22 protein-coding genes and 1 tRNA gene are annotated in these 25,004 nt (G+C 72.5%); 18 read left to right on the top strand and 5 right to left on the bottom strand.

Annotated features, from left to right (window positions below):
• The first annotated feature begins 65 nt into the window (after positions 1-65).
• Positions 66-1,664 carry an ABC-F family ATP-binding cassette domain-containing protein gene (locus TR42_RS10415; RefSeq protein WP_042215580.1) on the top strand — a complete coding sequence of 533 codons (1,599 nt, stop codon included), beginning with the start codon at positions 66-68 and terminating at the stop codon, positions 1,662-1,664.
• 91 nt (positions 1,665-1,755) lie between these two features.
• Here TR42_RS10415 and TR42_RS10410 read toward each other — a convergent pair whose 3' ends face one another.
• Entirely contained in the window at positions 1,756-2,592 is an 837-nt protein-coding gene (locus tag TR42_RS10410) for an SURF1 family protein (RefSeq protein ID WP_052405948.1), read from the bottom strand.
• A 61-nt stretch (positions 2,593-2,653) separates the two neighbouring features.
• On the opposite strand from TR42_RS10410, the gene fabG reads away from it, so the two are divergent.
• Genes fabG through TR42_RS10390 form a run of 4 tightly spaced genes read left to right on the top strand, consistent with a single transcriptional unit; the run spans position 2,654 to position 5,631 of the window.
• A complete protein-coding gene (gene fabG, locus TR42_RS10405; RefSeq protein WP_042215579.1) occupies positions 2,654-3,358 on the top strand; it encodes a 3-oxoacyl-ACP reductase FabG in 705 nt (234 codons plus the stop codon).
• Positions 3,359-3,411: 53 nt separating this feature from the next.
• Positions 3,412-4,179, top strand: a complete 768-nt coding sequence (fabI, locus tag TR42_RS10400; protein ID WP_042215577.1) for an enoyl-ACP reductase FabI — start codon at positions 3,412-3,414, stop codon at positions 4,177-4,179.
• A 4-nt stretch (positions 4,180-4,183) separates the two neighbouring features.
• Entirely contained in the window at positions 4,184-4,696 is a 513-nt protein-coding gene (locus TR42_RS10395; protein WP_042215575.1) for a SixA phosphatase family protein, read from the top strand.
• Positions 4,693-5,631 (top strand): glycoside hydrolase family 88 protein, encoded by a 939-nt coding sequence (locus TR42_RS10390; RefSeq protein WP_081953313.1) that lies wholly within the window; start codon positions 4,693-4,695, stop codon positions 5,629-5,631. The genes TR42_RS10395 and TR42_RS10390 overlap by 4 nt, the downstream gene beginning before the upstream one ends.
• Positions 5,632-5,971: 340 nt before the next feature.
• On the opposite strand, the gene serB is transcribed toward TR42_RS10390, so the two are convergent.
• Together serB and glgC are read right to left on the bottom strand one after the other, a co-directional pair.
• Entirely contained in the window at positions 5,972-6,604 is a 633-nt protein-coding gene (gene serB / locus TR42_RS10385) for a phosphoserine phosphatase SerB (RefSeq protein WP_042215574.1), read from the bottom strand.
• On the bottom strand, positions 6,601-7,842 hold the full coding sequence (gene glgC, locus TR42_RS10380) for a glucose-1-phosphate adenylyltransferase (RefSeq protein WP_042215572.1): 1,242 nt from the start codon (positions 7,840-7,842) through the stop codon (positions 6,601-6,603). The genes serB and glgC overlap by 4 nt, the downstream gene beginning before the upstream one ends.
• A gap of 69 nt (positions 7,843-7,911) precedes the next feature.
• Between glgC and glgA the strand changes: the two genes are divergently transcribed.
• The 6 genes from glgA to TR42_RS10350 all read left to right on the top strand — a co-directional run bounded on the left by glgA (position 7,912) and on the right by TR42_RS10350 (position 13,007).
• Entirely contained in the window at positions 7,912-9,114 is a 1,203-nt protein-coding gene (glgA, locus tag TR42_RS10375; RefSeq protein WP_042215570.1) for a glycogen synthase, read from the top strand.
• Positions 9,115-9,124: 10 nt separating this feature from the next.
• Positions 9,125-9,907: an ABC transporter ATP-binding protein gene (locus TR42_RS10370; RefSeq protein WP_042215568.1), complete on the top strand. Its 783-nt coding sequence runs from the start codon at positions 9,125-9,127 to the stop codon at positions 9,905-9,907.
• Positions 9,908-9,910: 3 nt separating this feature from the next.
• The gene (locus TR42_RS10365) at positions 9,911-10,384 is read left to right on the top strand and encodes an RrF2 family transcriptional regulator (RefSeq protein WP_042215566.1); all 474 of its coding nucleotides are present in this window, start codon (positions 9,911-9,913) and stop codon (positions 10,382-10,384) included.
• Between the two features lie 87 nt (positions 10,385-10,471).
• Positions 10,472-11,380: a sulfite exporter TauE/SafE family protein gene (locus TR42_RS10360; RefSeq protein WP_042215620.1), complete on the top strand. Its 909-nt coding sequence runs from the start codon at positions 10,472-10,474 to the stop codon at positions 11,378-11,380.
• A 105-nt stretch (positions 11,381-11,485) separates the two neighbouring features.
• Positions 11,486-11,929, top strand: coding sequence for an NfeD family protein (locus TR42_RS10355; RefSeq protein WP_236623427.1), 444 nt, complete (start codon positions 11,486-11,488; stop codon positions 11,927-11,929).
• A gap of 1 nt (position 11,930) precedes the next feature.
• Positions 11,931-13,007, top strand: a complete 1,077-nt coding sequence (locus TR42_RS10350) for an SPFH domain-containing protein (RefSeq protein ID WP_042215564.1) — start codon at positions 11,931-11,933, stop codon at positions 13,005-13,007.
• Positions 13,008-13,093: 86 nt separating this feature from the next.
• Here TR42_RS10350 and TR42_RS10345 read toward each other — a convergent pair whose 3' ends face one another.
• Positions 13,094-14,107: a DUF2157 domain-containing protein gene (locus tag TR42_RS10345; protein ID WP_042215563.1), complete on the bottom strand. Its 1,014-nt coding sequence runs from the start codon at positions 14,105-14,107 to the stop codon at positions 13,094-13,096.
• Positions 14,108-14,203: 96 nt separating this feature from the next.
• Between TR42_RS10345 and TR42_RS10340 the strand changes: the two genes are divergently transcribed.
• The 5 genes from TR42_RS10340 to TR42_RS10320 all read left to right on the top strand — a co-directional run bounded on the left by TR42_RS10340 (position 14,204) and on the right by TR42_RS10320 (position 24,106).
• A complete protein-coding gene (locus TR42_RS10340; protein ID WP_042215561.1) occupies positions 14,204-15,004 on the top strand; it encodes a TrmH family RNA methyltransferase in 801 nt (266 codons plus the stop codon).
• A gap of 140 nt (positions 15,005-15,144) precedes the next feature.
• Positions 15,145-15,846, top strand: coding sequence for a DnaE2-dependent mutagenesis accessory factor ImuA' (gene imuA' / locus TR42_RS10335; protein WP_074789532.1), 702 nt, complete (start codon positions 15,145-15,147; stop codon positions 15,844-15,846).
• Entirely contained in the window at positions 15,843-17,546 is a 1,704-nt protein-coding gene (locus TR42_RS10330; RefSeq protein ID WP_052405945.1) for a DNA polymerase Y family protein, read from the top strand. The genes imuA' and TR42_RS10330 overlap by 4 nt, the downstream gene beginning before the upstream one ends.
• Positions 17,539-20,949 (top strand): error-prone DNA polymerase, encoded by a 3,411-nt coding sequence (locus tag TR42_RS10325; RefSeq protein WP_042215559.1) that lies wholly within the window; start codon positions 17,539-17,541, stop codon positions 20,947-20,949. Before TR42_RS10330 ends, TR42_RS10325 begins: the two co-directional genes overlap by 8 nt.
• Positions 20,950-21,031: 82 nt before the next feature.
• The gene (locus tag TR42_RS10320; protein WP_042215557.1) at positions 21,032-24,106 is read left to right on the top strand and encodes a P-loop NTPase fold protein; all 3,075 of its coding nucleotides are present in this window, start codon (positions 21,032-21,034) and stop codon (positions 24,104-24,106) included.
• Here TR42_RS10320 and TR42_RS10315 read toward each other — a convergent pair.
• Positions 24,081-24,452 carry a hypothetical protein gene (locus TR42_RS10315; protein WP_042215555.1) on the bottom strand — a complete coding sequence of 124 codons (372 nt, stop codon included), beginning with the start codon at positions 24,450-24,452 and terminating at the stop codon, positions 24,081-24,083. The two genes, TR42_RS10320 and TR42_RS10315, sit on opposite strands and share 26 nt — an antisense overlap.
• A 214-nt stretch (positions 24,453-24,666) precedes the next feature.
• On the opposite strand from TR42_RS10315, the gene TR42_RS15135 reads away from it, so the two are divergent.
• Positions 24,667-24,810, top strand: coding sequence for a GPGG-motif small membrane protein (locus tag TR42_RS15135; protein ID WP_169742210.1), 144 nt, complete (start codon positions 24,667-24,669; stop codon positions 24,808-24,810).
• Between the two features lie 105 nt (positions 24,811-24,915).
• Positions 24,916-25,001, top strand: a tRNA-Leu gene (locus tag TR42_RS10310).
• The last annotated feature ends 3 nt before the right edge of the window (positions 25,002-25,004 follow it).

Here is a 25,004-nt window from a genome sequence, read left to right as displayed (position 1 = left end):
TCTCACGGGTGCAGAAACGTTGTGGGGACACCACAACATCGGCCACCCGGCGGCAAGGAGAACGTGTGATCATCGCCAAGGATCTGGAGATCCGCATCGGCGCGAGGGTGCTGGTGCACCCCGCCAGCTTCCAGATCGGACCCGGCGACCGGGTGGGCCTCGTGGGCCGCAACGGCGCAGGCAAGACCACGATGACGCGCATCCTCGCGGGCGAGGGCCAGCCCACGGGCGGCCAGGTGACCCACAAGGGCAGCATCGGCTACCTCCCGCAGGACCCCCGCGAGGGCGAGCCGACCCAGCGCGCGCTCGACCGCATCCTGTCGGTGCGCGACCTCGCCGGGCTGATGAGGAAGCTGCGCGAGGCCGAGGAGGGCATGGCGAGCCCCGACCCGAAGGTGATGGAGAAGGCGATGAACGCCTATCCGCGCCTCGACGAGCGCTTCCGCGCGGCCGGCGGCTACGCGGCCGAGTCCGAGGCGCAGCGCATCGCCGCGAACCTCGGCCTCGACGAGCGCATCCTGTCGCAGCCGCTCGGCACGCTGTCCGGCGGTCAGCGCCGCCGCGTCGAGCTCGCCCGCATCCTCTTCTCCGACGCCGAGACCCTGCTGCTCGACGAGCCCACCAACCACCTCGACGCGGACTCCATCGTGTGGCTGCGCGGCTTCCTCGCCTCGTTCCCCGGGGGGCTCGTGGTGATCTCGCACGACGTCGAGCTGCTGCGCGCGTCGGTGACGCGCGTGTTCCACCTCGACGCCAACCGCGGCGAGCTCGACCAGTACGCGCTCGGCTGGGACCTCTACCTCAGGCAGCGCGAGACGGACGAGAAGCGCCGTCGCCGCGAGCGCGACAACGCCGAGAAGAAGGCGGCCGCGCTCATGGCGCAGGCGAACAAGATGAAGGCGACGGCCACCAAGGCGGTCGCGGCGCAGAACATGGCCAAGCGCGCCGAGCGGATGCTCTCCGGCGTCGAGGGCGAGCGCGTGCAGGACCGTGTGGCCGCGCTGCGGTTCCCCACGCCCGCGCCGTGCGGCAAGACGCCCCTGCGCGCCGCGGAGCTGTCGAAGTCCTACGGCTCGCTCGAGGTCTTCACCGACGTCGAGCTCGCGATCGACCGCGGCTCGCGCGTGGTGGTGCTGGGCCTCAACGGCGCCGGCAAGACCACGCTGCTGCGCCTGCTCGGCGGCGTCGAGGACCCGGACACCGGCGAGGTCCAGCCGGGGCACGGTCTCAAGCTCGGCTACTACGCGCAGGAGCACGACACGCTCGACATGGACGCGACCGTGCTCGAGAACCTCCGTCACGCCGCTCCGGACCTCGACGACACGGCCGTGCGCAACGTGCTCGGCTCGTTCCTCTTCATCGGCGATGACGCGCACAAGCCGGCCAAGGTGCTTTCGGGAGGCGAGAAGACCCGCCTCGCGCTCGCGACCCTCGTGGTCTCGCAGGCCAATGTGCTGCTGCTCGACGAGCCCACCAACAACCTCGATCCCGCCTCGCGCGCCGAGATCCTGCGCGCGCTGCGGACCTACGAGGGCGCGGTGGTGCTCGTGACCCACGACGAGGGCGCGGTCGAGGCGCTCGAGCCCGAGCGCGTGCTGCTGCTGCCGGACGCCGTCGAGGACCTCTACAACGAGTCCTACCGGGAGCTCATCTCCCTCGCCTGACCGACTCCCAATGAAGCATGTGAAGGATGTGACAGCGTGGCGCGGCTCGCGCGGTCACACCTGTCACGTTCGTCATCGGCAGTCGTGAAGGCTAGAGGGCGTCCTCGATCTCCTCGTCGGAGGGGCCGCGCTCGCGGCGGCGCCGCGGCGTCTTCGGCGGGGACGATGCGCGGGCCGGGCGGGGAGCATCGTCCCCGTCCTCACCGGTGAGCTGCCAGTCGCGGCGCGCGAGCAGCACGCCGCCGATCGGCGCGATCACCGCGAAGCCGAACCACTGCCACGTGTACGCGAGGTGCGAGCCCAGGCTGAGGTGCGGCAGCGGCACCGGCGAGCCGAGCGCCTCGACGCACCCGTCCGCGCCGCAGATCTCGCGGACCATCCCGTAGCCGTCGATCGCCTCGGCGTCGGGCGCCGGCATCTGCGCGGGGGTGATGCGGGTCGCGCCCTCGTCGCGTCGCCCGTCGTCGGGCTCGGCGGCGCGCAGCACCACGGTGAGCGTGACGGGTCCCTCGGGAAGGTCGGGGACCACGTCCGCGGGCTCGCCGCTCTCGGGGATGGGGACCCAGCCCGCGTCGACCATGAGCGCGCGTCCGTCCACGGTGTCGAACCAGGCCAGCAGGTGCCACGTGCGCTGGCGGTCGACCGGGCGGTTGCGCAGCAGCGTGGTCGAGCCCTGCACGAACTCGCCCTCGACGGTGACGCGCGTCCACTCGGCGTCGCCGACCGCCTCGCCCTCCGGCACCGCCTCCGCGAGCGGGACCGGCTCCGCCTCGGCGTTCGCCTCGTACAGGGCGATCGCGTCCGCGCGCTCGACATGGCGGCCGTGCTGCCAGAAGCCGGCGCGCACGGCGACGGCGCACACCAGGAGCGACACCAGGACGATCCCGACGACGCGCAGCACGCGCGAGGAGCGGGAGGGGGTGGTCACCCGACGATGCTAGTGCTCGCGCTTTCGCGGATCGGACGGCGCCTCCGCTAGCGTGGCCCCCATGACCCGCCACGTCCTCGTCACCGGTGCCGCGCGCGGCATCGGCCGTTCCATCGCCGAGGCCTTCGTGGCCAACGGCGACACCGTCTCCACGATCTACCGCGGGGGCGACCTCCCCGAGGGTGTCAACGGCGCGATCGCCGACATCACCGACACCGACGCCGTCAACGCGGCCTTCGACGAGCTCGAGGCGCAGCACGGGCGTGTGCGCGTGCTCGTCGCCAACGCGGGCATCACCAAGGACGGCCTGCTCATGCGCATGAGCGACGAGGACTTCGCGAACGTGGTCGACGTCAACCTCACCGGCACCTTCCGCTGCGTGCGCCGCGCGGTGAACTCGATGATGCGCCAGAAGTACGGGCGCATCGTGCTGGTCGGCTCGGTCGTGGGACTCATGGGCAACCCCGGCCAGGTCAACTACGCGTCCTCGAAGGCCGCGCTGGTCGGCATGGCGCGCTCGATCACGCGCGAGGTCGGTGCGCGAGGCATCACCGCGAACGTCATCGCGCCGGGCTTCATCACCACCGACATGACCGCGCAGCTGCCCGAGGACACCGTCAAGCAGTACGAGGGGACCATCCCCGCCAAGCGCTTCGGCGCGACCGCCGAGGTCGCCGCCGCCGCGGTCTACCTTGGCTCCGACGCCGCGGGCTACGTCTCGGGCGCGGTGCTGCCCGTCGACGGCGGCCTGGGCATGGGCCACTGAGCGCCGCGCCTCACCCTCCTTTCCGCATCGTCCCCACCCCCTCAGGAGCAACCATGGGAATCCTCGAAGGCAAGAACATCCTCGTCACCGGCGTCCTCACCGAGGGCTCGATCGCGTTCGAGGTCGCCAAGCTGTGCCAGGAGCAGGGCGCCACCGTCGTGCTCACCGGCGTGGGCCGTTCGCTCAAGATCACGCAGGCCATGGGCCGCCGCCTCCCCGTCGAGGCGCAGGTGGTCGAGCTCGACGTCACCGACCCGGAGCACCTCGAGGCGCTCGCGGACAAGGTCCGCGCGCACGTGCCGCACCTCGACGGCGTGGTGCACAGCATCGGCTTCGCCCCGCAGTCCGTCATGGGCGGCAACTTCATGTCGGCCGAGTGGGACGACGTCTCCACCGCGGTCCACATCTCGGCGTACTCGCTCAAGGCGCTCGCGCAGGCGACCGCGCCGCTGATGACGGGCGGCGGCTCGATCGTGGGCCTCACCTTCGACGGTCGCTTCGCGTGGCCGGTCTACGACTGGATGGGCGTCGCGAAGGCCGCGTTCGAGGCCGTCAACCGCTACGTCGCGCGCGACCTCGGCCCGCAGGGCATCCGCTGCAACGTGGTCTCCGCCGGCCCGATCAAGACGACCGCGGCGAAGCACATCCCCGGCTTCGAGCAGATGGAGGGCCGCTGGTCCGAGCGCGCGCCGTTGGGCTGGGACTCCGAGGCGACCGAGCCGACCGCGCGCGCGGTGACGGCCCTGCTGTCCGACTGGTTCCCCGCCACCACCGGCGAGATGATCCACGTGGACGGCGGCGTGCACGCTATGGGACAGTGACACCGTGCCTACGCTGATCCTCGCCCGCCACGCCAAGGCCGAGGCCCCCGCGCCCGGCCTCAACGACTCGGACCGCGCCCTCGAGCTCATCGGTCGCAAGGCCTCCACGCGCCTGGGCCAGGTGATCGCCGAGGCGGGTCTCAGCCCCGACCTCGCGCTCGTCTCGCCGTCGGTGCGCACGCAGCAGACGTGGAAGCTCATGTCCGCCGCGCTGCCCGACTGCGACACCCGGTTCGAGGAGGAGCTGTACGAGACGCACGTCGCCGGGCTCCTCGAGGTGCTGAACGGCGCGGGCGACGCCGAGACCGTCGTGGTCGTGGGTCACGAGCCCACGTCGTCGGCCGCGGCCGCGCACCTCGCCGGCCCGGGCTCGGACAAGACCGCGCTCCAGCGCGTCGCGCACGGGCTGCCGACGGGCACCGCCGCGGTGCTCGAGTTCGACTGCCCGTGGTCCGAGATCACCTCGCGTTGCGGTCGCCTCACCGCGGTCCTCTCGGGCCGCGACGTCGAGGAGTGACCTCCGTCTCCACCGCTTCGCTCTGGCGTGCGCTGCTGAGCATGCAGCGCTTCGCGTGGGAGCAGGGCGTTGCCTCGCACGCCGCGATCGACTCGGGCGATGAGGTGCTCGCGCGCCTGCTCGCGCGCGACGCCGTCGCGCGCCAGGACGCCGACGGTCAGCTCGGCGCGATGGACGATGCGGGGGCCGTGAACTCCGGCTCGCTCATCGAGGCCGCGCTGCTGCTGGGCGTGTCCGATGACGCCGCCGCGGAGGCCGCGCAGCGCCAGCGCTGGTGGCTGCTGCGCTACTCGCCGCGCGATGACTGGGGCGTGCTGCATCACCTCAAGGGCTCGTCCGAGGTCTGGGCGGACTCCGTGTACATGGTGGTGCCCGCGCTCGTCGCCGCCGGCGATCTCGCGCCCGCGGACATGCAGTACCGCATGCATCGTGAGCAGCTGTGGGACGAGGCGACCGGACTGTACCGGCATCGCTTCGACATGGCCTCCCGCACCTTCACCCGTGACGCGTTCTGGGCGAGCGGCAACGGCTGGATCGCTGCCGGCATGGCCCGCGCGCTTCACCTCGGGGTCGAGGCCGAGACGGTGCGCGAGCGCTGGCAGGCGGAGACCCGCGCGCTGCTGGACGCGTGCGCGCGTCACGAGCGCGAGGACGGCCGCTTCCACGACGTCCTCGACGACGCCTCGTCCTTCGTGGACGGCACCGCGGGGCTCATGCTGGCGTACGCGGCCTTCACGGGCGTCGCCGACGGCTGGCTCCCCGCCTCGTACGCGGACGATGCGGCGCGCTGGGCGGACGCGGCCCTCGCGCACGTCGACGCGGACGGCCTCGCGCACGAGGTGTGCGGCGCACCGGGCTTCGACGCGCCCGGCACCAGCGCCGAGGCGCAGGCCTTCGCGATCATGGCGATCGCCGCGCGCGCACGCCTGAGCTGATCGCTCGGTTCCGGCGCGTCGGGCCCGCGGAGTCTCGCCACCGGAGGGCCGCGGCGCACGAAGGGGCGGCGGCCTCGCAAGGTGGACACCTTCGTGTCGGCGTCCTCGCACCTTTCATGCACGAGCGCGCGGTCGCGACGAGGGTCGGCGTTCGCCACGATCCGACCAGCCCGTCACCACGCTCGTCCGTGAAAGGCGCGAGTGCGTGCCATCAGCCCCTCGCCGCCCGGGCCTTCGTGCGTGAAAGGTGCGAGGAGGCAGCACAGCACGTCTTCATGTCGCACGGTCCATCCGCATGCGCGCGCACGCGACTGCAAGCGCGCGACGAGGAACGCGTCGCTCAGCCGCGGCCGAGCAGGAGCGGCAGCGCCTCGGCGAGGCTGGGGCCGTTGAGGGCGATGTCCGCCTTCTCCTGGACCACGGGCTTGGCGCGCCAGGCGATGCCGAGGCCCGCGGTCGCCATCATGTCGAGGTCGTTCGCGCCGTCGCCGATCGCGACCGCGTCCTCGAGCGGGCAGCCGACCTCCGCCGCGAACTCGCGCAGCGTCTGCGCCTTGGCCGCCCTGTCGATCACGGGGCCGACGGTGCGGCCGGTGAGCCGGCCATCGGCCACCTCGAGGCGGTTCGCGCGGTAGCGCGTGATCCCCAGCGCGGACGCGAGCGAGCCGACCACCTCCTCGAAACCGCCCGAGACCAGCGCGACCTCCCAGCCGGCGGCCTGGAGCCCGGCGATGAGCTCGCGCACGCCCGGGGTGAACTCGACCTCGGCGCGCACCTCGGCGAACACGGTGTCGGGCACGCCCGCGAGGGTCGCGACGCGCTCGGCTAGGGAGGAAGAGAAGTCGAGCTCCCCGCGCATCGCGCGCTCGGTGATCTCCGCGACGCGCTCGCGCGTGCCCGCCCGGGCGGCGATGAGCTCGATGACCTCGGCGGTGATCAGGGTGGAGTCGACGTCGAGGACGCAGAGCCTCATCGGTCGACGACCGTCCCCTTCGCCACGACGGTGATCCCGGTCTCGGTGACGGTGAAGCCGCGCGCGAGGTCCGCCTCGCGGTCGATGCCGACGCGCGCGCCCTCCTGGACCACCACGTTCTTGTCGAGGATCGCGCGGTGCACCTGGGCGTGGCGGTTCACCTGGACGCCGTCGAGCAGCACCGAGTCGGACACGGTCGACCACGAGTGCAGGCGCACCCCCGGCGACAGCACCGAACCCGTCACCGTCGCGCCCGACACGATCACGCCGGGGGAGACGATGGAGTCCGCGGCGTGGCCGAGGCGTCCCTCCTCGGAGTGGATGAACTTGGCCGGCGGGTGCGTGACGAGGCCCTGGTGCAGCGGCCACTTGTCGTTGTAGACGTTGAAGACCGGCTGCACGGCGATGAGGTCCATGTGCGCGTCGAAGTACATGTCGAGCGTTCCGACGTCGCGCCAGTAGTCGCGGTCGCGGTCGGTCGAGCCCGGAACGTCGTTGCGGATGAAGTCGTAGAAGCCGCAGGTGCCCTTGTCGACGAAGTAGGGGACGATGTCGCCGCCCATGTCGTGCTTGGACGAGGGGTTGTCGGCGTCCGCGGTGAGTGCCTCGAGCAGCGCGTCGGCGTTGGCGACGTAGTTGCCCATCGAGGCGAGGATCTCGCCGGGGCTGTCCGGCAGCCCGGCCGGGTCCTTGGGCTTCTCGAGGAAGGCGCGGATGCGGTCGGGGCTCGCGGGGTCGACGTCGATGACGCCGAACTGGTCGGCGAGGGAGATCGGCTGGCGGATGCCCGCGACGGAGAACTCCGCGCCCGACTCGATGTGCGCGTCGACCATCTGCGAGAAGTCCATGCGGTAGACGTGGTCCGCGCCGACGATCACGACGATGTCCGGCGACTCGTCCTCGATGATGTTGACGGTCTGATAGATCGCGTCGGCCGAGCCGAGGTACCAGTGCGGGCCGCGGCGCTGCTGCGCGGGCACGGGGGCGACGTAGTTGCCGAGCAGCGGCGACATGCGCCACGTGCGGGCGATGTGGCGGTCGAGCGAGTGCGACTTGTACTGCGTCAGCACCACCACATGGAGGTACCCGGAGTTCACCAGGTTGCTCAGGGCGAAGTCGATGAGCCGGTACGTGCCTCCGAAGGGGACGGCGGGCTTCGCACGCGACGCGGTGAGGGGCATCAGTCGCTTGCCCTCACCTCCAGCAAGGACGATGGCGAGAACTTTCGGCGCTGACATATGTCCAGCATAAGGGGCATAGGGCGGGTGAGGGAGGCCCCGCGCCGGGCGAGCCGCTAGCGTGGGGCCATGCGCGTCGACATCCTCACCCGCGAGTACCCGCCCCACATCTACGGAGGTGCCGGCGTCCACGTCACGGAGCTCGCCGCGGTCCTCCGCGAGCACCTCGACGTGCGCGTGCGCGCGTTCGACGGACCGCGCGAGGAGCCGGGCGTCACCGGCTACGACGCGCTCGGGGGAGGGGTCGGCGACGCCTCGCTCGACGTGCTCGCGCACAACCTGCCGATGGCCAAGGACTGCGCCGGCGCCGACCTCGTCCATTCGCACACGTGGTACGCGAACATGGCCGGCCACCTCGCCGCGCGGCTGCACGGCGTCCCGCACGTGCTGTCCGCGCACTCGCTCGAGCCGCTGCGCCCGTGGAAGGCCGAGCAGCTGGGCGGCGGCTACCGTGTGTCGAGCTGGATCGAGAAGACCGCCTACGAGGCCGCGGACGCCGTGATCGCCGTGAGCGAGGGCATGCGTCAGGACGTGCTGCGCTGCTACCCGGACGTCGATCCCGCCAAGGTGCAGGTGGTCCACAACGGCATCGACGTCGACGCCTGGGCCGCGCCGTCGACCGACGAGGCGCGCGCGAAGGCCGATGCGGTGGTCGCCGAGCACGGCATCGACCCGACCCGCCCGGCCATCGTCTTCGTCGGCCGGATCACGCGTCAGAAGGGCCTGCCGTACTTCCTCAAGGCGGTCGAGCAGCTCCCCAAGGACATCCAGGTGGTGCTGTGCGCGGGCGCGCCGGACACCAAGGAGATCGCCGCCGAGGTCTCGGGCGCGGTCGCGGGGCTCCAGGAGGAGCGCTCCGGCGTGGTCTGGATCGAGAAGATGCTGCCGCGCCCCGACCTCGTCGCGGTGCTCGACGCCTGCACCGCGTTCGTGTGCCCGTCGGTCTACGAGCCGCTGGGCATCGTCAACCTCGAGGCCATGGCCGTGGGCCTGCCGGTGGTCGCGACCGCGACCGGCGGCATCCCGGAGGTGGTGGTGCCGGGCGAGACCGGCACGCTGGTCCCGATCGAGCAGGTCCAGGACGGGACGGGCACGCCGCTCGACCCCGAGGGCTTCGCCGGCGACCTCGCCGCCGCGCTCACCGACATGGTGTCGGACCAGGAGCGTGCGCGGACGATGGGCGAGGCGGGCCGTCGTCGCGCCGCGGAGAGCTTCTCGTGGGAGGCGATCGGGGAGCGCACCTTGGGCGTGTACCGCTCGATTCTTGGATAGGCTCACCGCCATGACTGAGGTGCTCGGCTTCGAGGGCGTGCGGGTGCGCCGTGGTGACAACGAGATCCTCCGGGACGTGTCCTGGAGCGTCGCGGACAGCGACCGGTGGGTGATCCTCGGTCCGAACGGCGCGGGCAAGACCACGCTGATGCAGATCGCGTCCGCGCGGATGTTCCCGACCGAGGGGTCGGCGACCGTCCTCGGCGAGCACCTGGGCGACACCGACACGCGGGAGCTCCGTGTGCGTGTGGGCCTGTCGAGCGCCGCGCTCGCGGAGCGCATCCCTCCGCACGAGACCGTCCGCAACGTCGTCATGACGGCCGCGCACGGGGTCACCGGGCGCTGGCAGGAGGAGTACGACTCGTTCGACGAGGATCGCGCCGACGCGCTGCTGTGGGCCTTCGGCATGGAGGGCTTCGCGGACCGCGAGTTCGGCACGCTGTCCGAGGGCGAGCGCAAGCGCGTCCAGGTGGCGCGCTCTCTCATGCCGGACCCCGAGGTCCTGCTGCTCGACGAGCCCGCGGCCGGCCTCGACCTCGGCGGCCGCGAGGAGCTGCTTTCCGCGCTCTCCGAGCTGGCCGGCGATCGGCGCTCCCCGGCGATCGTCATGGTGACGCACCACGTCGAGGAGATCCCCGTGGGCTTCACCCACGTGATGCTGCTGCGCGGCGGTGAGATCGTCGCGGCCGGCCCCATCGAGGAGACGCTCACCGCGGAGGCGCTGTCGCAGACCTACGGCATGCCCGTCGAGCTGGTCGCCTCCGGCGGCCGCTACGCCGCCCGCCGCGCCTGACGCATGAAGATCTCCGCGCGCGCCGACTACGCCCTGCGGGCCGTCGCGGAGCTCGCCCGCGCCGGCGTGCCGTGCACCACCAGCGAGATCGCCGCGAGCCAGGCGATCCCGCGGAAGTTCCTCGAGGGGATCCTCACCGCGTTGCGCGACGAGGGGCTGGTGGTGGGCCAGCGCGGCATCGGCGGCGGCTACCGGCTCACGCGCGACGCCTCCGAGATCTCGCTCGCGGACGTGGTGCGCGCCGTCGACGGCCCCCTCATCTTCGTGCGAGGGGAGCGGCCGTCGGGACTCGAGTACGACGGCGCCGCCTCCGAGCTGCTCACCATCTGGGTCGCGGTGCGCGCCGCGATCCGAGGCGTGCTCGAGCGCGTCACCGTCGCCGACCTCGCGGCCGGCGCGCTGCCGGGGGAGATCCGTGCGCTCGTCGACGACCAGTCGGCATGGGAGGACGCGCAGACCAACCTATCTGTTGAGTAGGGATTGATTCCTACCCACTAGGTAGGTATGTTTAGCGTCACCCGACTCATGGTCGCGCCGCGCGCCCGGCTCGGGTGGAGGCATCTCATGCGCACACTCGTCCTGGTGGCGATCGTCGGCTTCGGAGCGCAGCTCGTCGACGGCAGCCTCGGCATGGCGTACGGCGTCACCTCGTCCACGCTCATGCTCGCCGTGGGGCTGTCCCCGGCCCTCGCCTCGGCGACCGTCCACCTCGCGGAGGTGGGCACCACGCTCGCGTCGGGCATCGCGCACGCGCGCTTCGGCAACGTCGACTGGCGCGTCGTGTGGCGCGTCGGCGTCCCCGGCGCGATCGGCGCGTTCGCCGGCGCCACCTTCCTGTCGAGCATCTCGACCGACGCCGCCGGACCGATCATGGCCATGGTCCTGTTCGCGCTCGGCATCTACGTCCTCACCCGCTTCACCGGCACCAAGGTGAGCGCCGAGAAGGCCGCGCGCCCGCTGCGCACGCGCTTCCTCAGCCCGCTCGGCCTCGTCGCGGGCTTCGTCGACGCGACGGGAGGTGGCGGTTGGGGCCCCATCGGCACGCCGACGCTGCTCGCCTCGGGCCGCATGGAGCCGCGCAAGGTCGTCGGCTCGATCGACACCTCGGAGTTCCTCGTCGCCGCCGCGGCCTCGGTCGGCTTCCTCTTCGGGCTCGGCACCTCGGGCATCGACTTCGGCTGGGTCCTCGCCCTCCTCGCGGGCGGCCTCGTCGCCGCGCCGCTCGCCGCCTACCTCGTCCGGCACGTGCCCCCGCGCATGCTCGGCGCGGCGGTCGGCGGCATGATCCTCCTCACCAACGCGCGCACCCTGCTGCACACCGACACGCTCGCGGCTGTGGCACCGTACGCATGGGCCGTCTACGCCGTGATCGTGGCGGTCTGGGCGTGGGCGATCTCGCGCGCGTGGCGCGGCCACCGCGCGGACCGGGCGGCCGCGACCGAGGCGCGTAACTCGGAGCCCCTCGCCGCCTGACACCAGGCATGACGCTCCATCCTGGGGGAGGAGGCGCGCATCGTCCCGGCGGACGATGCGCGCCTCCTCGCGTCCCTGCTAGCGTCCCAGGAGAAGGAGGATGCTGTGGAACAGTTCCTATGGTGGTTCATCGCGGCGATGGTGCTCGGCGCGGTCGAGATCTTCACTCTCGACCTGCTGTTCATCATGCTCGCGGGCGGTGCGATCGCGGGCGGTGTCGCCGCTCTGCTGGGCGCGCCCTGGTGGCTGAGCGTCATCATCGCGCTCGCGGTCGCGGCGGCGCTGATCGGAGGGCTCCGGCCCTTCCTGCTGCGCTCCCTGCGCGCGAAGGGCGAGGGTGCGGCCAGCACCAACACGGCGGCGCTCGTGGGCCGGGAGGCCCGCGCGATCGACGCTGTCACGGAGACGACCGGTCGGGTCAAGCTCAACGGGGAGGTGTGGTCGGCGCGCACCGAGGACGATGCGCCTGCGATCCCCGAGGGCTCGGACGTGACCGTGCTGAGGATCGATGGCGCGACCGCTGTGGTCGCGCCCGAGAAGGAGAGCTGAGATGGATGACATCGGCACGATCATCGTCTGGGTGGCGCTCGCCGTCCTCGCGATCTTCGTCATCGCCGCGATCGCGCGCGCGATCATCGTGGTGCAGCAGACGCAGGCCTACCTGGTCGAGCGCCTGGGGCGCTACCACTCGACCATGGACGCGGGCCTGCACCTGCTGGTGCCCTTCATCGACAAGGTGCGCGCCAAGGTCGACCTGCGCGAGATGGTGTACTCCTTCCCGCCGCAGTCGGTCATCACGTCCGACAACCTCGTGGTCGACATCGACACGGTCATCTACTTCCAGGTGACGGACCCCAAGTCGGCGGTCTACGAGATCGCCAACTACATCACCGGTGTCGAGCAGCTCACGACGACCACGCTCCGCAACATCGTCGGAACCATGGACCTCGAGCAGACGCTCACCAGCCGCGACCAGATCAACGGCCAGCTGCGCGGCGTGCTCGACGACGCGACCGGCAAGTGGGGCATCCGCGTCAACCGCGTGGAGCTGAAGTCGATCGAGCCGCCGCTGTCCATCAAGGACTCGATGGAGAAGCAGATGCGCGCCGAGCGTGACCGCCGCGCCGCGATCCTCACGGCGGAGGGTGTCAAGCAGTCGGCGATCCTCACCGCGGAGGGCGAGAAGCAGTCGGCGATCCTCAAGGCCGAGGGCGAGGCGCAGTCCAGGATCCTCAAGGCCGAGGGTGAGGCGCGCGCGATCCTCCAGGTGTTCGACGCGATCCACGAGGGCGACGCGGACTCCAAGCTGCTGTCCTACCAGTACCTCCAGATGCTTCCGGAGGTCGCGAAGGCCAACAACAACCAGATGTGGTTCGTGCCCACCGAGTTCACGGGTGCGCTCAAGGCCGTGGCCGCGGGCTTCGGGGTGACCGACGAGGCGGAGCCGCTCGAGCGCGACGCGGAGCGCGCGAAGCAGCGCACCTCGCGGATCACGTCGGCGCTCGCCGACCCGCGCGCCGCGCTCGAGGAGGCGCGCCGCCAGGCGGAGGGCTTCTCCGCCGAGGCGGAGCAGGCGGGCACGGGCTCCGGCAAGCCGTTCGACCCGGACGCCGAGAAGGGTCAGTAGCAGGTTCCCGACGGGCCCCGGAGGAGCGATCCTCCGGGGCCCCCGCGTGTCCCCGCCGCGTGTGACGGCCCGCGGCGGGGACGGCCTCAGGGCGTGACGACGGTCTCGTCCTCGGCGTCGGCCGCGGGTCCCGGCCCGCCGGGCGGGCGGCGGCGCTCGCGGACCATCCAGATCGCGACGCCGACGAGCGCGAGCCCCGCGACCAGCACGCCCAGCCAGGTGAGCACCGCGTCGCCGACGAGGTGATCGATCAGCTGCGGCACCCCCGCGAGGACCCCGACCGCGCCAGGGACGATGAGCGGCACCAGCGGTCGGCGGACGGCCGCGACGACCACGGCCCACGCACCGAGCGCGACCAGTGCGGCGAGCATCCAGCCGCGCACGTCCCCCTCGGCCGCGATCTGCAGCCCGAGGCAGGCCATCAGACCGCCGGTGACGAGCGCGGGCGTGCGGGGCGGCAGGAGCGGCGTGAGCGCGAGCGCGACCCAGCCGAGCCCGAGCACCGTCCAGGGCAGCCCGAGCGCGAGCGCGGTCCGCTCCGCCTCCCACGGCTCGGTGAAGGTCTGCAGCGCCCAGGCGAGCGAGACGAGCAGCGCGATCTGCGTGAGCCCGCGCCGCCTGGCCAGGTAGACGGCCGTCGCGGCGAGCGCGACCACGCCCGTCACCCATCGGCCGATGTGCTCGTCGTCGACGCCGGCCGCATCGTCCGCGACCACCCAGGCGAGCCATCCGCTGAGCGCCACCGCCGCGACCAGCAGCACCGACGCGAGACGCTGCGCCGGCGCCGCGGCGGTGCGCGCCGCCATGGCTCCCGCGGTGGCGACGAGCGCGGTGAGCGCGGCGGCCAGCGCGATCCGTCCGGCGGTGGGGAGGTCCTCCCAGGCGCGCCCCAGGAGGAACGCAACAGCCGAGACGGCGAGGACGGCGCCGAGGTAGCCGATGACCTCGCCGATGAGCGCGAGCGAGCGGCTCGAGGTCGGCGTCTCTGCGGCCGCGGGCTCCGGGTGCGCCGCCTCGAATCGGCGCAGGTCGGCCGCCGTCTCCGGGGTGATGATCCCCGCCTCGACCCACCGGTCGAGCCTCTGGTCGAGCCCGTGCATGGCCGCTTCCCTCCAGCGGTATCGACGGCATCGTCGATACCTCCACGCTACGCCCGACGGCGCCCGGCCGCCCGCGGACGCTGGGACAATGCCCTCATGACCGTGATCGCCGTCGACGACCCAGCCGACCCCCGCCTCGCCGACTACCGCGGGCTCACCGACGTCGCGCTGCGGCGCGTGCTCGAGCCCGAGCGCGGCCTCTACATGGCGGAGGGTGCGAAGGTGATCGCGCGGGCGCTGCGGGCCGGGCATCGTCCCCGCTCGGTGCTGGTGAGCGAGCGCTGGCTCGACTCGGTGACGCCGGTGGTGCCCGACGGGACCGCGGTGTACCTCGCGCCCGCGGCGCTGCTCGAGGACGTGACCGGCTACCAGGTGCATCGGGGCGCGCTCGCGTCGATGGAGAGGCCCGAGCTGCCGGCGCTCGCGGACCTGGTGCGCGACGCACGACGGGTCGTGGTGCTCGAGGGGCTGGTCGATCACACCAACGTCGGCGCGATCTTCCGGTCCGCGGCGGGCATCGGCGCGGACGCCGTGATCGTCTCGCCCACGTGCGCCGATCCGTTGTACAGGCGCTCGGTCAAGGTCTCCATGGGCACGGTCTTCCAGGTGCCGTGGACGCGCGCCGAGTCCTGGCCCGACGCGCTCGACGAGCTGCGCGGTCTCGGCTTCACGGTCGCCGGGCTGGCGCTGCGGGACGATGCGGCGGCGCTGGACGACTTCGCCGCGCGCGCGGGGGAGCGGGTCGCGCTCCTCATGGGCACCGAGGGAGACGGGCTCACGCGCCAGGCGCTCGCGCATGTCGACGAGGCGGTCGTCATCCCCATGCACGGGGGCGTGGACTCGCTCAACGTCGCCGCCGCCTCGGCGGTCGCGATGTGGGAGCTGCGCGTGCGCTGACGTCCGTTCCGTCCCGCCCCTCCGCGCCTTCCTGCGGTGTTGCCCGCTGTCGGAGGGGCGCGTCATAATCGAACATATGTTCGAACGAATGTTCGAGCGGATGGTCGACGGCGCGGGGACGATGCGGGAGGTGGGGCCTCATGGAGACGGCCGAGGCGAGGCTCGCCCGGGCGCGTGAGGCGCTCGCGGGGGTGCAGCGGCGCGTGGGCACCACGCGAGAGCGCTGGGAGGCGCCCGCGCTTCCGCTCGCCCCGATGCTCGACCAGGTGATGCCCCAGGGGCTGCGCCGCGGTCAGGTGGTCTCCGTGGTCGGCTCGACCTCCCTCATGCTCGCGCTCGCGGCCGCGGCCTCCGAGGAGGGCTCGTGGACCGCGGCGGTGGGGATGCCGTCGCTCGGGGTCGTCGCGGCGGCGAGGCGCGGGCTCGATCTCGCGCGGCTGGCGCTCATGCCTCATCCCGGCGCGCAGGCGGCCACGGTGGCCGGCGCCTGCGTCGACGGCATGGACGTGGTGCTGCTCGGGCCGCGGCTCGCGCTGTCCGACGCGGACCGCCGCCGGCTCGCCTCCCGTGCGCGCGAGCGCGGCTCCGTCATCCTCGCCGAGGGTCCATGGACGGGCGCGCATGTCGCCCTCACCGCGGTCGCCTCCCGCTGGCACGGGCTCGGCGCGGGCGACGGCCGCCTGCGCGGGCGCGAGCTCACCGTGCGCGTCGAGGAGCGTCGCGGGGGTCTCGCGCGGCTCGTGACGCTGCCGATCGAGGGGGCGTCCGTGGGCGTCGCCCCGGTGCGGCGCGGTGCGGAGGCGCCGTCGATGTCCCTGCGCGCGCTCGGGGGTGCGGCATGAGCGTGGTGACCGTGGTGCGGCGCGCCGTGCTGTGGGTGCCGGACTGGCCCGTGGTCGCGGCGATGACGGAGGCGGGCCTGGGCGCGGACGCGCCGGCCGCGGTGCTGCACGGGCGCGGGTTGGTGGCGGTGTCCGCCGCGGCCCGGTCCGCCGGGGTGAGGCGAGGGAGCACGCGCCGGCTCGCGCAGCGCGCCTGCCCCGAGCTGGTGATCCTGCCGCACGACGAGGGGCGGGACTCGCGCCGCTTCGAGGCCGTCGCCGCGGCGGCCGAGCAGGTGGTCTCCGGCGTGGAGATCACGCGCCCGGGGCTGCTCGCGATCCCCGCGGACGGTGCCGCGCGCTTCCACGGCTCGGAGGAGGCGCTCGCGGAGGCGCTCGTCGGCGCGGTCGCGGAGCAGGCGGGGGTGGAGTGCGCGGTCGGCGCGGCGGACGGGCTGCTCGCCGCCGTGCTCGCGGCGCGGTCCTCGGAGCTGGTGCCCGCGGGAGCCTCGCGGGACTACCTCGCGCCCGCGCCCATCGACTCGCTCGCGCTCGCGGCCATGGAGCGGGTGCAGCGCACCGAGGTGGACCGTCTCGCGAGCGTGCTCACGCGGCTCGGCATCATGACCCTCGGGGACCTCGCGGCGTTGCCCTTCGCGGACGTGCTCGCGCGCTTCGGCCCGGTCGGGGTGTGGGCGCATCGGCTCGCCTCGGGCGAGGACCTCGCGCCGCCGGTGCTGCGCCGCAGCGAGGAGGACATCGCCGTCGAGCACGTGTTCGAGGACCCCGCCGAACGGATCGAGCAGCTCACCCACGCCGCGGCGGTCGCCGCCGCGAGCCTCGACCAGGCGCTCCTCGACGCGGGGGTGCGCTGCGGGCGCGTGCGCATCACGGCGCGCACCGAGAAGGGCGAGGAGCTCGAGCGCGTGTGGCGCACCGACGTCGGCACGCGCGCCGGCGCGTTCGCGCGCCACATGACGGACCGCGTGCGCTGGCAGCTCGAGGGCTGGCTGTCCGGCACCGCGGGCGGCGGGGAGAAGGGGGGCGAGGCTCCCGCGCCGTCGGGGCTGGTCTCCCTCGGGCTCGTCGCCGAGGACGTGGTCCCGCTCGGAGCCGAGCAGGCCTATCTGTGGGGCGGGACGTCGGGCGCGGACTCGCGCGCGCATCGTGCCCTCGAACGCGTCCAGGGGCTGCTGGGCCTCGAGGGCGTGCTCGCGGTCGCCGAGCAGGGCGGACGCTCTCCCCGCGACAGGGTGCATGCGGCGCCCTGGGGCCAGGAGGCGTCACCCGCCCGCGCGGTCGCGCACCCGTGGCCGGGCCGGATCCCCGACCCGCCTCCCGCGACGGTGCCGCCCGTGGCGCGTCCCGCGCTCGTGCTGGACGCCGGCGGCAGCCCCGTCACCATCAGCAGGCGCCTCGCCGTCAGCGCGCCGCCCACCTGGGTCCGGCTCGAGGCGGAGGCGTCGGACGAGCGCGCCCGCGCCGCGAACCGCCACCCCTCCTCGGGCCACGTCGGCCACGTCGAGGGCCCCGTGTGGGACCGCCCCCGGCCGGTCGAGTCCTGGGCGGGACCGTGGCCGGTCTCCGAGCGCTGGTGGTCCGAGGACGCCTCGCGGCGGGCGTACGTGCAGGTCGCGCTGCGCGACGGCGAGGACGAGGTGACCGCGGTGCTGCTCGCGTACGGCGGCGGCGCGTGGGCGCTGGAGGCCGTCTATGACTGACGTGCCCGAGTACGCCGAGCTCCACTCCCACAGCGCCTTCAGCTTCCTCGACGGCGCGAGCCAGCCCGAGGAGATGGCGGCCGAGGCGGGGCGGCTGGGCCTCAGCGCGCTCGCGATCACCGACCACGACGGCCTCTACGGCGCCGTGCGCTTCGCCGGCGCGGCACGGGAGATCGGCCTGCCCACGGTGTTCGGCGCGGAGCTCAGCCTCGCCGTCGAGGGTCCGGGCGGGCCTCCCGTCCTCGACCCGCCCACCGGGGTGCCCGACCCGCGCGCCTCGCATCTCGTGGTGCTCGCGCGCGGCGCCTCCGGCTACTCGCGTCTCAGCCACGCGATCGGCATGGCGCATCTCGCGACGGGGGAGAAGGGCATGGCCCGCTACACGCTCGAGTCGCTCGCCGAGGCGGGAGGCGGGGACCTCCTGGTCCTCACCGGCTGCCGCAAGGGGCCGGTGCGGGCGGCGCTCACGGGGCTCGGGGGTGCGGGCCTGGGAGGCGGCGCGCGACGCGCGGGGGCCGATGCGCTCGCCGGCGGCATCTCGCGCGAGGGCTACGCCGCGGCGCGGGGCGAGCTCGACCGGCTGGTCGCGCTCTTCGGGCGCGAGGGCGTCGCGGTGGAGATCACCGACACCGGATCGCCGTACGACTCCGAGGTCAACGCCGCGCTCGCGGACCTCGCCTTCGACGCCTCGCTGCCCCTGGTCGCGACCACCAACGCGCACTACGCGACCCCGCGCGACGCGGACCTCGCGGGAGCGCTCGCGGCCGTCCGGGCCCGGTCCTCGCTCGACGACATGGACGGCTGGCTGCCCGGCTCTCCAGGCCAGCACCTGCGCAGCGCGGGGGAGATGGCCTTCCGGCATCGTCGCCACCCGCAGGCGGTCGCCACGGCCGCGCGGCTCGGCGCGGAATGCGCCTTCGACCTCGACCTCGTCGCGCCGAACCTCCCGCCGTACCCCGTGCCCCCGGGCCACACCGAGGCGACGTGGCTGCGGGAGCTCACCTACCGCGGCGCGCGCGAGCGCTACGGTCCTCCCGACGCGGAGCGGGTGCCGGGGGCGTGGAGGCAGATCGAGCACGAGCTCACGGTCATCGAGGCGCTCGACTTCCCGGGCTACTTCCTCATCGTCCAGGACATCGTGGCGTTCTGCCGGAGGTCGGACATCCTGTGCCAGGGGCGGGGCTCGGCCGCGAACTCGGCCGTGTGCTTCGCGCTCGGGGTCACCGCGGTGGACGCGGTCACGCACGGGCTGCTGTTCGAGCGCTTCCTCGCGCCCGAGCGCGACGGGCCGCCGGACATCGACGTCGACATCGAGTCCGACCGTCGCGAGGAGGTCATCCAGTACGTCTTCCAGCGCTTCGGGCGCATCAACGCGGCGATGGTCGCGAACGTGATCCAGTACCGGCCGCGCTCCGCGGTGCGCGACGCCGCGCGGGCGCTCGGCTTCGACGTGGGCCAGCAGGACGCGTGGTCCAAGTCCATCGACCGCTGGAGCGCGCTGCGCGTCCCGCCGGAGAAGCAGGAGGAGTGGGCGGCCAAGCAGCGCGACGCGATGTGGCCCGAGCCGCCGCCCGCGCAGGAGCTCGACCACATCCCCGAGAACGTCCTCGACCTCGCCGACCGCTTCATGCGGCTGCCGCGCCACCTGGGCATCCACCCGGGCGGCATGGTGCTGTGCGACCGGCCCGTGATCGACGTGTGCCCGGTGGAGTGGGCGCGCATGCCCGGGCGCACCGTGCTCCAGTGGGACAAGGACGACTGCGCCGACGCGGGCCTGGTGAAGTTCGACCTGCTCGGCCTCGGGATGCTGTCCGCGCTCAAGTACGCGTTCCGCTACATGCAGGAGGTGCGAGGCGAGGACCTCGGCCTGCACTCGCTGCCGCAGGAGGACCCGGCCGTCTACGACCTCCTGTGCGCCGCCGACACCGTGGGCGTGTTCCAGGTCGAGTCGCGCGCCCAGATGGCGACCCTGCCCCGGCTCCGTCCGCGGCGGTTCTACGACATCGTCATCGAGGTCGCGCTCATCCGACCCGGCCCCATCCAGGGCGGCTCCGTGCACCCCTACATCAACCGGGCGCGCGGACGGGAGGAGGTGACGTACCTGCACCCGCTGCTCGAGAGGTCGCTGGGCAAGACCCTCGGGGTGCCGCTGTTCCAGGAGCAGCTCATGCAGATGGCGATGGACGCCGCCGGCTTCGACGGCGCCCTCGCGGACCAGCTGCGCCGCGCGATGGGCTCCAAGCGCAGCCCCGAGCGGATGGAGGCGCTGCGCGCGCGCTTCATGGTCGGCGCGAACGAGCGCGGGATCACAGCCGAGGTCGCGCACCAGATCTTCGACAAGCTCAAGGCGTTCTCGGACTTCGGCTTCCCGGAGTCGCACTCGTTCTCGTTCGCGTACCTGGTCTACGCGTCGAGCTGGCTCAAGGTGAACCGGCCCGCAGCCTTCTACGCGGGCCTGCTCGCGGCGCAGCCCATGGGCTTCTACTCGCCGCAGTCGCTCGCTGCGGATGCGCGCCGCCACGGTCAGGCGATCCTGCGACCCTGCGTGGTGCGCTCCGAGGCGCTCGCGCGCGTCGAGAAGCTCGAGGCGCCGTTCCCGACGCCGGAGGAGGTGCGCGAGGACATGGCGCGGCTCGTGCACGTCGACCCGCTGCTGGGCGTGCGGATGGGGCTGGGCGCGGTGCGCGGGCTCGGGGACGATGCCGCGGCGGCGATCGTGGCCGCGCGGGAGGAGCGTCCGTTCGCGGATCTGCACGACATGGCGCGCCGGGTGCGCATCCGACCCAAGGGCGTCTCCGGTCAGGCGGGCCTCGCGCCCGAGAAGGGGCTGACCACCGCCCAGTGGGAGGCGCTCGCCACCGCGGGCGCGCTCGAACGTCTCGGCGTGACGCGACGCGAGGGACTGTGGGCGTCGGGGGTGCTGTCGCGCGAGGGACCCGACACGCTGCCCGGGACCGTGCCCGGCGCGCAGGCGCCCATGCTGCCCGGCATGAGCGTGGTCGAGGAGGCTGTGGCCGACGTGTGGGCCTCGGGCGTCTCGGTCGAGGGCTACCCGACGCGCTTCGTGCGCGAGGGCCTCGACAAGGCGGGCGTGCTCCGCGTCGCGGAGGTGCTCACCCACGAGGCGGAGCGGCGCGTCACCGTCGCCGGCGTGGTCACGCACCGCCAGCGGCCCGGCACGGCGCGCGGCGTCACGTTCATCTCGCTCGAGGACGAGACGGGCTTCCTCAACGTCATCTGCTCGGTCGGGGTGTGGAAGAGGTTCCAGGCCGTCGCTCGCCGCTCGCCCGCGCTCATCATCCGCGGCCGCATCGAGCGGGCCGACGGCGCGACCAACCTCGTCGCGGAGCACCTTTCGCCGCTGTCGCTCAAGGTGCCCTCGAAGAGCCGCGACTTCCGGTGACGTCTTCGTCTTGAGGCGTACGAATTGTCTCCAAGGCGGGATCTCCCTGGACTCTTGTCGCGTGCCGTGGTGAGAATGGCCCATGACAGGCGCGCCCGGCACTGTGAGGCTCGAATACGTGCGCGAGGACGAAGAGATCGCGCTACGCCTTGCCGCCGAACTGGAAGAAGCCGGGCTGGAAGTCACGAAGGCACCCGGCGGGTGGAGCGTGCTGGACCCGCTGCTCGGCGGTAAGGCCGCACGGACGGATCCAGCGATCGTAGTGTGGTCAGCCGCTGCGGTCCGGAGCATGAGTTTCGCCATGGGAGTGGAGATCGTCGTCGCTGCGGGCAAGGGTGTGGTCGCAGCCATCGATGAGACGTCCCTGCCTCAACAGATTCGCGGCGAGGAGCCGGTTGATCTTCGCGGCTGGATGGCGCGAGGCGACGGCGCGATTGCTGAGCTCCTGGTCGCGAGGTTGGCCGAGGCGCTGGACCGCGCACAAGACGTCGATGCACTCGGTGACATTCTGGTGCGAATGGGGAATCGCGCGACCGCCACGGGCTCACGGGAGGTGCTAGGTGACTCCGCGCCGCCCGGAACCGATGTGCGCCGCAGCCCCTCTGCAGACGAGCTCCTGGTCTTCGCACGTCAGGTCGCGGGGATGCGGGGGCACTCTGCGGCGACGCCCGGCGATCTGCTGGTCGCGGCGATCGGGCGCCCATTCGCCACGCGGGACCGCGAGGCGGCGCGCACATCGTCAGTCACGGCGGCGCCGTATGCGGCGATCGGCCGCATGTCCCGAGAATCTGTCGCGCAGGCGCTCGCTGGACTGGGGGTGGAGCTGGGGCGTATGAGGTCGGGCCGCCCTACCGACGCGTCGCTTCCGACCGCGCATGACCTCGTGGACCAGGCCGTTGACGTCTGCGGCGCGGTCGGCGCGCTGGAGGTGGACTCACGCCATGTCGTCGCCGTCGCGGTCCGAGGCGCCGACAGCGATCCCGCGGTCGCGAAGGTGTTCGGCATCACCCCGCAAGACTTCCGGACCGCACTGCTTGAGGCTTGGCGCAACAAGCCTGCGGGTGAGGACCTGGACGCCGTCGAACGCATGCTTGCTGCACCAGCGGCAGTTGAGGCAGAGGAGTCGGACGGGGCAGGTCTGCTCACCGCGGGCTACTCGCCCGACACTCCGAGCGTCACCGACACGCTGCACCGCTCGACACGGGATCGGGCAGCGATGGCGGCGCTAATCGCGTCGAAGGCCGTGAGCCCACCGATCGCGATCGCGGTTTTCGGTGCGTGGGGGTCGGGGAAGTCGTCGTTCATGGAGCAGCTCGCAGAACAGGTCGACTCGCACCAAGGCAAGCCCGGCTTCGTGCGACGCGTGCGTCACGTGCGCTTCAACGCCTGGCATTACGCCGAGTCGGAACTGCTTGCGAGCCTGCTGCAGGCGGTCTGGGACGAGATCGGCGACAAGGAGGTCGTCAGGGCCTCGGTCGCGAAAGACGCGGCAGCTGACCTGGCACAGGCGCGCGCGGAGCGCGACGCGCTCAAGGCGAGGCAGGCGAGAGTGGTCCTTGAGGAGGCTGCGAACGCGCTCGACGAGAGCGGCCCGCTTAAGGGGCTCAACCTCGGTAGGCTCGCTGACGAGCTGCGTGGGACGCGATACGCATGGAACGTCGTCCGCACCGCGCGTCCGCATTGGCGCGACCTGGTGCTGATCGTCGTGGCGCTCGTGCTCGCTGCTGCCGGGATCGTGCTCACCCATCTCGCGCTTCCTGGAGGGTTCGCCGTGGCGGCAGCGGTGATCGCGGCCCTCGGTGCTGCGGTGGGTCCGTTGCGGCGGTCCCTCGCACGGCTTGGGGTGGTGTCGCGTGCAGTCGACGACGAGATGCACGCGATCGATGCTCGCATCGAGAACCTCGAGAAGCGGCGGCGGACGCTGCGGAACCCGACCGTCGCCGACCTCGCGAACGAGCTCCGGGCGGATCACGCGCTACGAGAGCGATTGGGTGTCCACGCGATCGCCCAGGGGCAACTGAGGCGACTGTTCGACGTGGTCGGGCAGGATCCCGCCAGGGAGCGCATCGTCCTATACGTCGACGACCTCGACCGTTGCTCGCATGAGCGCGTGGTGGAGGTCCTCGAAACCGTCCACCTCTTGCTCGCTGAGACAGGCTTCGTGGTGGTGGTCGCGGTCGACCCCCGTTGGCTTGAGGCGTCGCTCACCCGCAAGTTCCCCGACATGCTCACCGCTCGTGCCGATCGAGCAGGCCTGTCGCGTGCGCATGCAGGGCGCGCCGCGACCACGGTCGAGTACCTGGAGAAGATCTTCCAGATCGCCTACAAGATCCCGGACTTTCGGACCGTGGAGGACTTCGGGTCGTTCGTGCAGGGGCTGGTCGGCGAGCAGGGCGCAGTCGACGCGGCCGAGCCCGTGGGCGACGGCGACCCAAGCGCAGCTGGCGCCGCTGGTCGGGAACGCGGGCCTGTGGTCGGATCCGCACCCCAGGGGCGCAACGAAGCGGCCAACACTCTGCGCCTACTCGGAGAAGAAGAACGGGGCTCGGTGCCGCTTTCGGATGCGGACTTGCTGCGAGAGGTCGCGGACAATCTAGGCGAAGGCGCGGAGGCGGATGCGATATTCACGGCGCCCAGTGCGCCCGCTCCGAGGCCCCCGGTCGAGGTCGAGGCGCGGGCGTTGCTGCTGGAGCCTGAGGAGATCGCCCTCATCGCCGCGGTGATGCCGCACCTCACGTCTCCTCGCAATGGCGTGCGCATGGTGAATATCTATCGCCTCGTGCGCGCCGCGAACGACCCGACGGGGAAGGGCATCACCTCGGCGCGGCGTGCGGCCCTCGTGATGCTGATTGCCGCGCAGGTCGCGCACCTTGCCGACGCGCGTGTCCTCTTCGACGTCCTTGCTGTCAGCGAGGATGCGGCGCCTCTCGCCGAGATCGCCAGCGGACTCCCCAGCGGCCTCGCGGCGCTGGTGGGGACGGTGGTCGCGCAAACGGAGGCCGACGCGGAGCCGCCCGTGTGCGCGGACGCGGCGCACTGGCTGCCAGCGGTACGGCGCTACGCGTTCGACGCCCCGCGGGGCGTGCCGTCACCCACGCGTCGCCGCCGCAGCGGCCCGGCGCGGGCCCCCGTCAGGCGGCGACAGGAGCCTTCGTGAGCAGGTGCCGCAGCGTCGCCATGGCCCACTTCACGAGGACCGTGACCGCGAGCAGGACCACCGCCGCCGTCGCGCCGGTCACCAGCGCCCACACGAGCGCGCCGGTCGCGACGACGCTCAGCAGCGAGCCGATCCGGTGGTACCACCGCTTGCGGGTCGGGTCGGACTCCCAGGACTCGGCCGAGAAGGTCGCGCACGCGCCCAATCCGAACAGGTAGACGAGCCCTGCGGTCACGCGCGCGGAGTCCGTGAAGGGGATGTCCGCGCCGGTCGCGTGCCCCCACGCGAGCGCCGCCGCGACCGCGACGAACGCGGTCGAGATCACGTCTCGCACCGACGCGATCACGGTGCACCTCCTGCCGCCGAACGGGCTGTGGGGGACCGCTCCTCACGCTACGCGCGCGGGCACCTCCGACGAGGGTCGAAGGTCCCTCCGGTCGACGCGCGCGAACGGGCGTTCTGAGCGACGATGAGCAAGAGGTTGGAATACCTGGGGCGTCGCCGATGGTTGACCCCGGTGCAACAACCTGACATCGCATGACCGAACGAAAGGAAGCACCATGACCTTCATCCTCTGGCTCCTCGCCGTCATCCTCGTCGTCGCGGGAATCATCCGCCTCTTCCAGAAGCAGGTGCTCTGGGGCATCGTCCTGATCGTCGTCGGTCTGCTGGTCGGCCCGGGTGGCGTCAGCATCTTCACATGACGGCGGTATCACCAAGTCATTCCGGAAAGTGGTCAAGAGCCGTCTCCAGACCGTGCTAAAGTTCTTCTCGCGCTGAGGCGCTCGGAAGAGCTCCTCGGACCACCTGTCCGGGTGGCGGAATTGGCAGACGCGCTAGCTTGAGGTGCTAGTGCCCGTATTAGGGCGTGGGGGTTCAAGTCCCCCCTCGGACACCG

Source organism: Demequina mangrovi (assembly GCF_000759715.1).
Classification (GTDB): Bacteria; Actinomycetota; Actinomycetes; order Actinomycetales; family Demequinaceae; genus Demequina; species Demequina mangrovi.
This window is presented reverse-complemented; position numbering and strand designations above follow the sequence as displayed.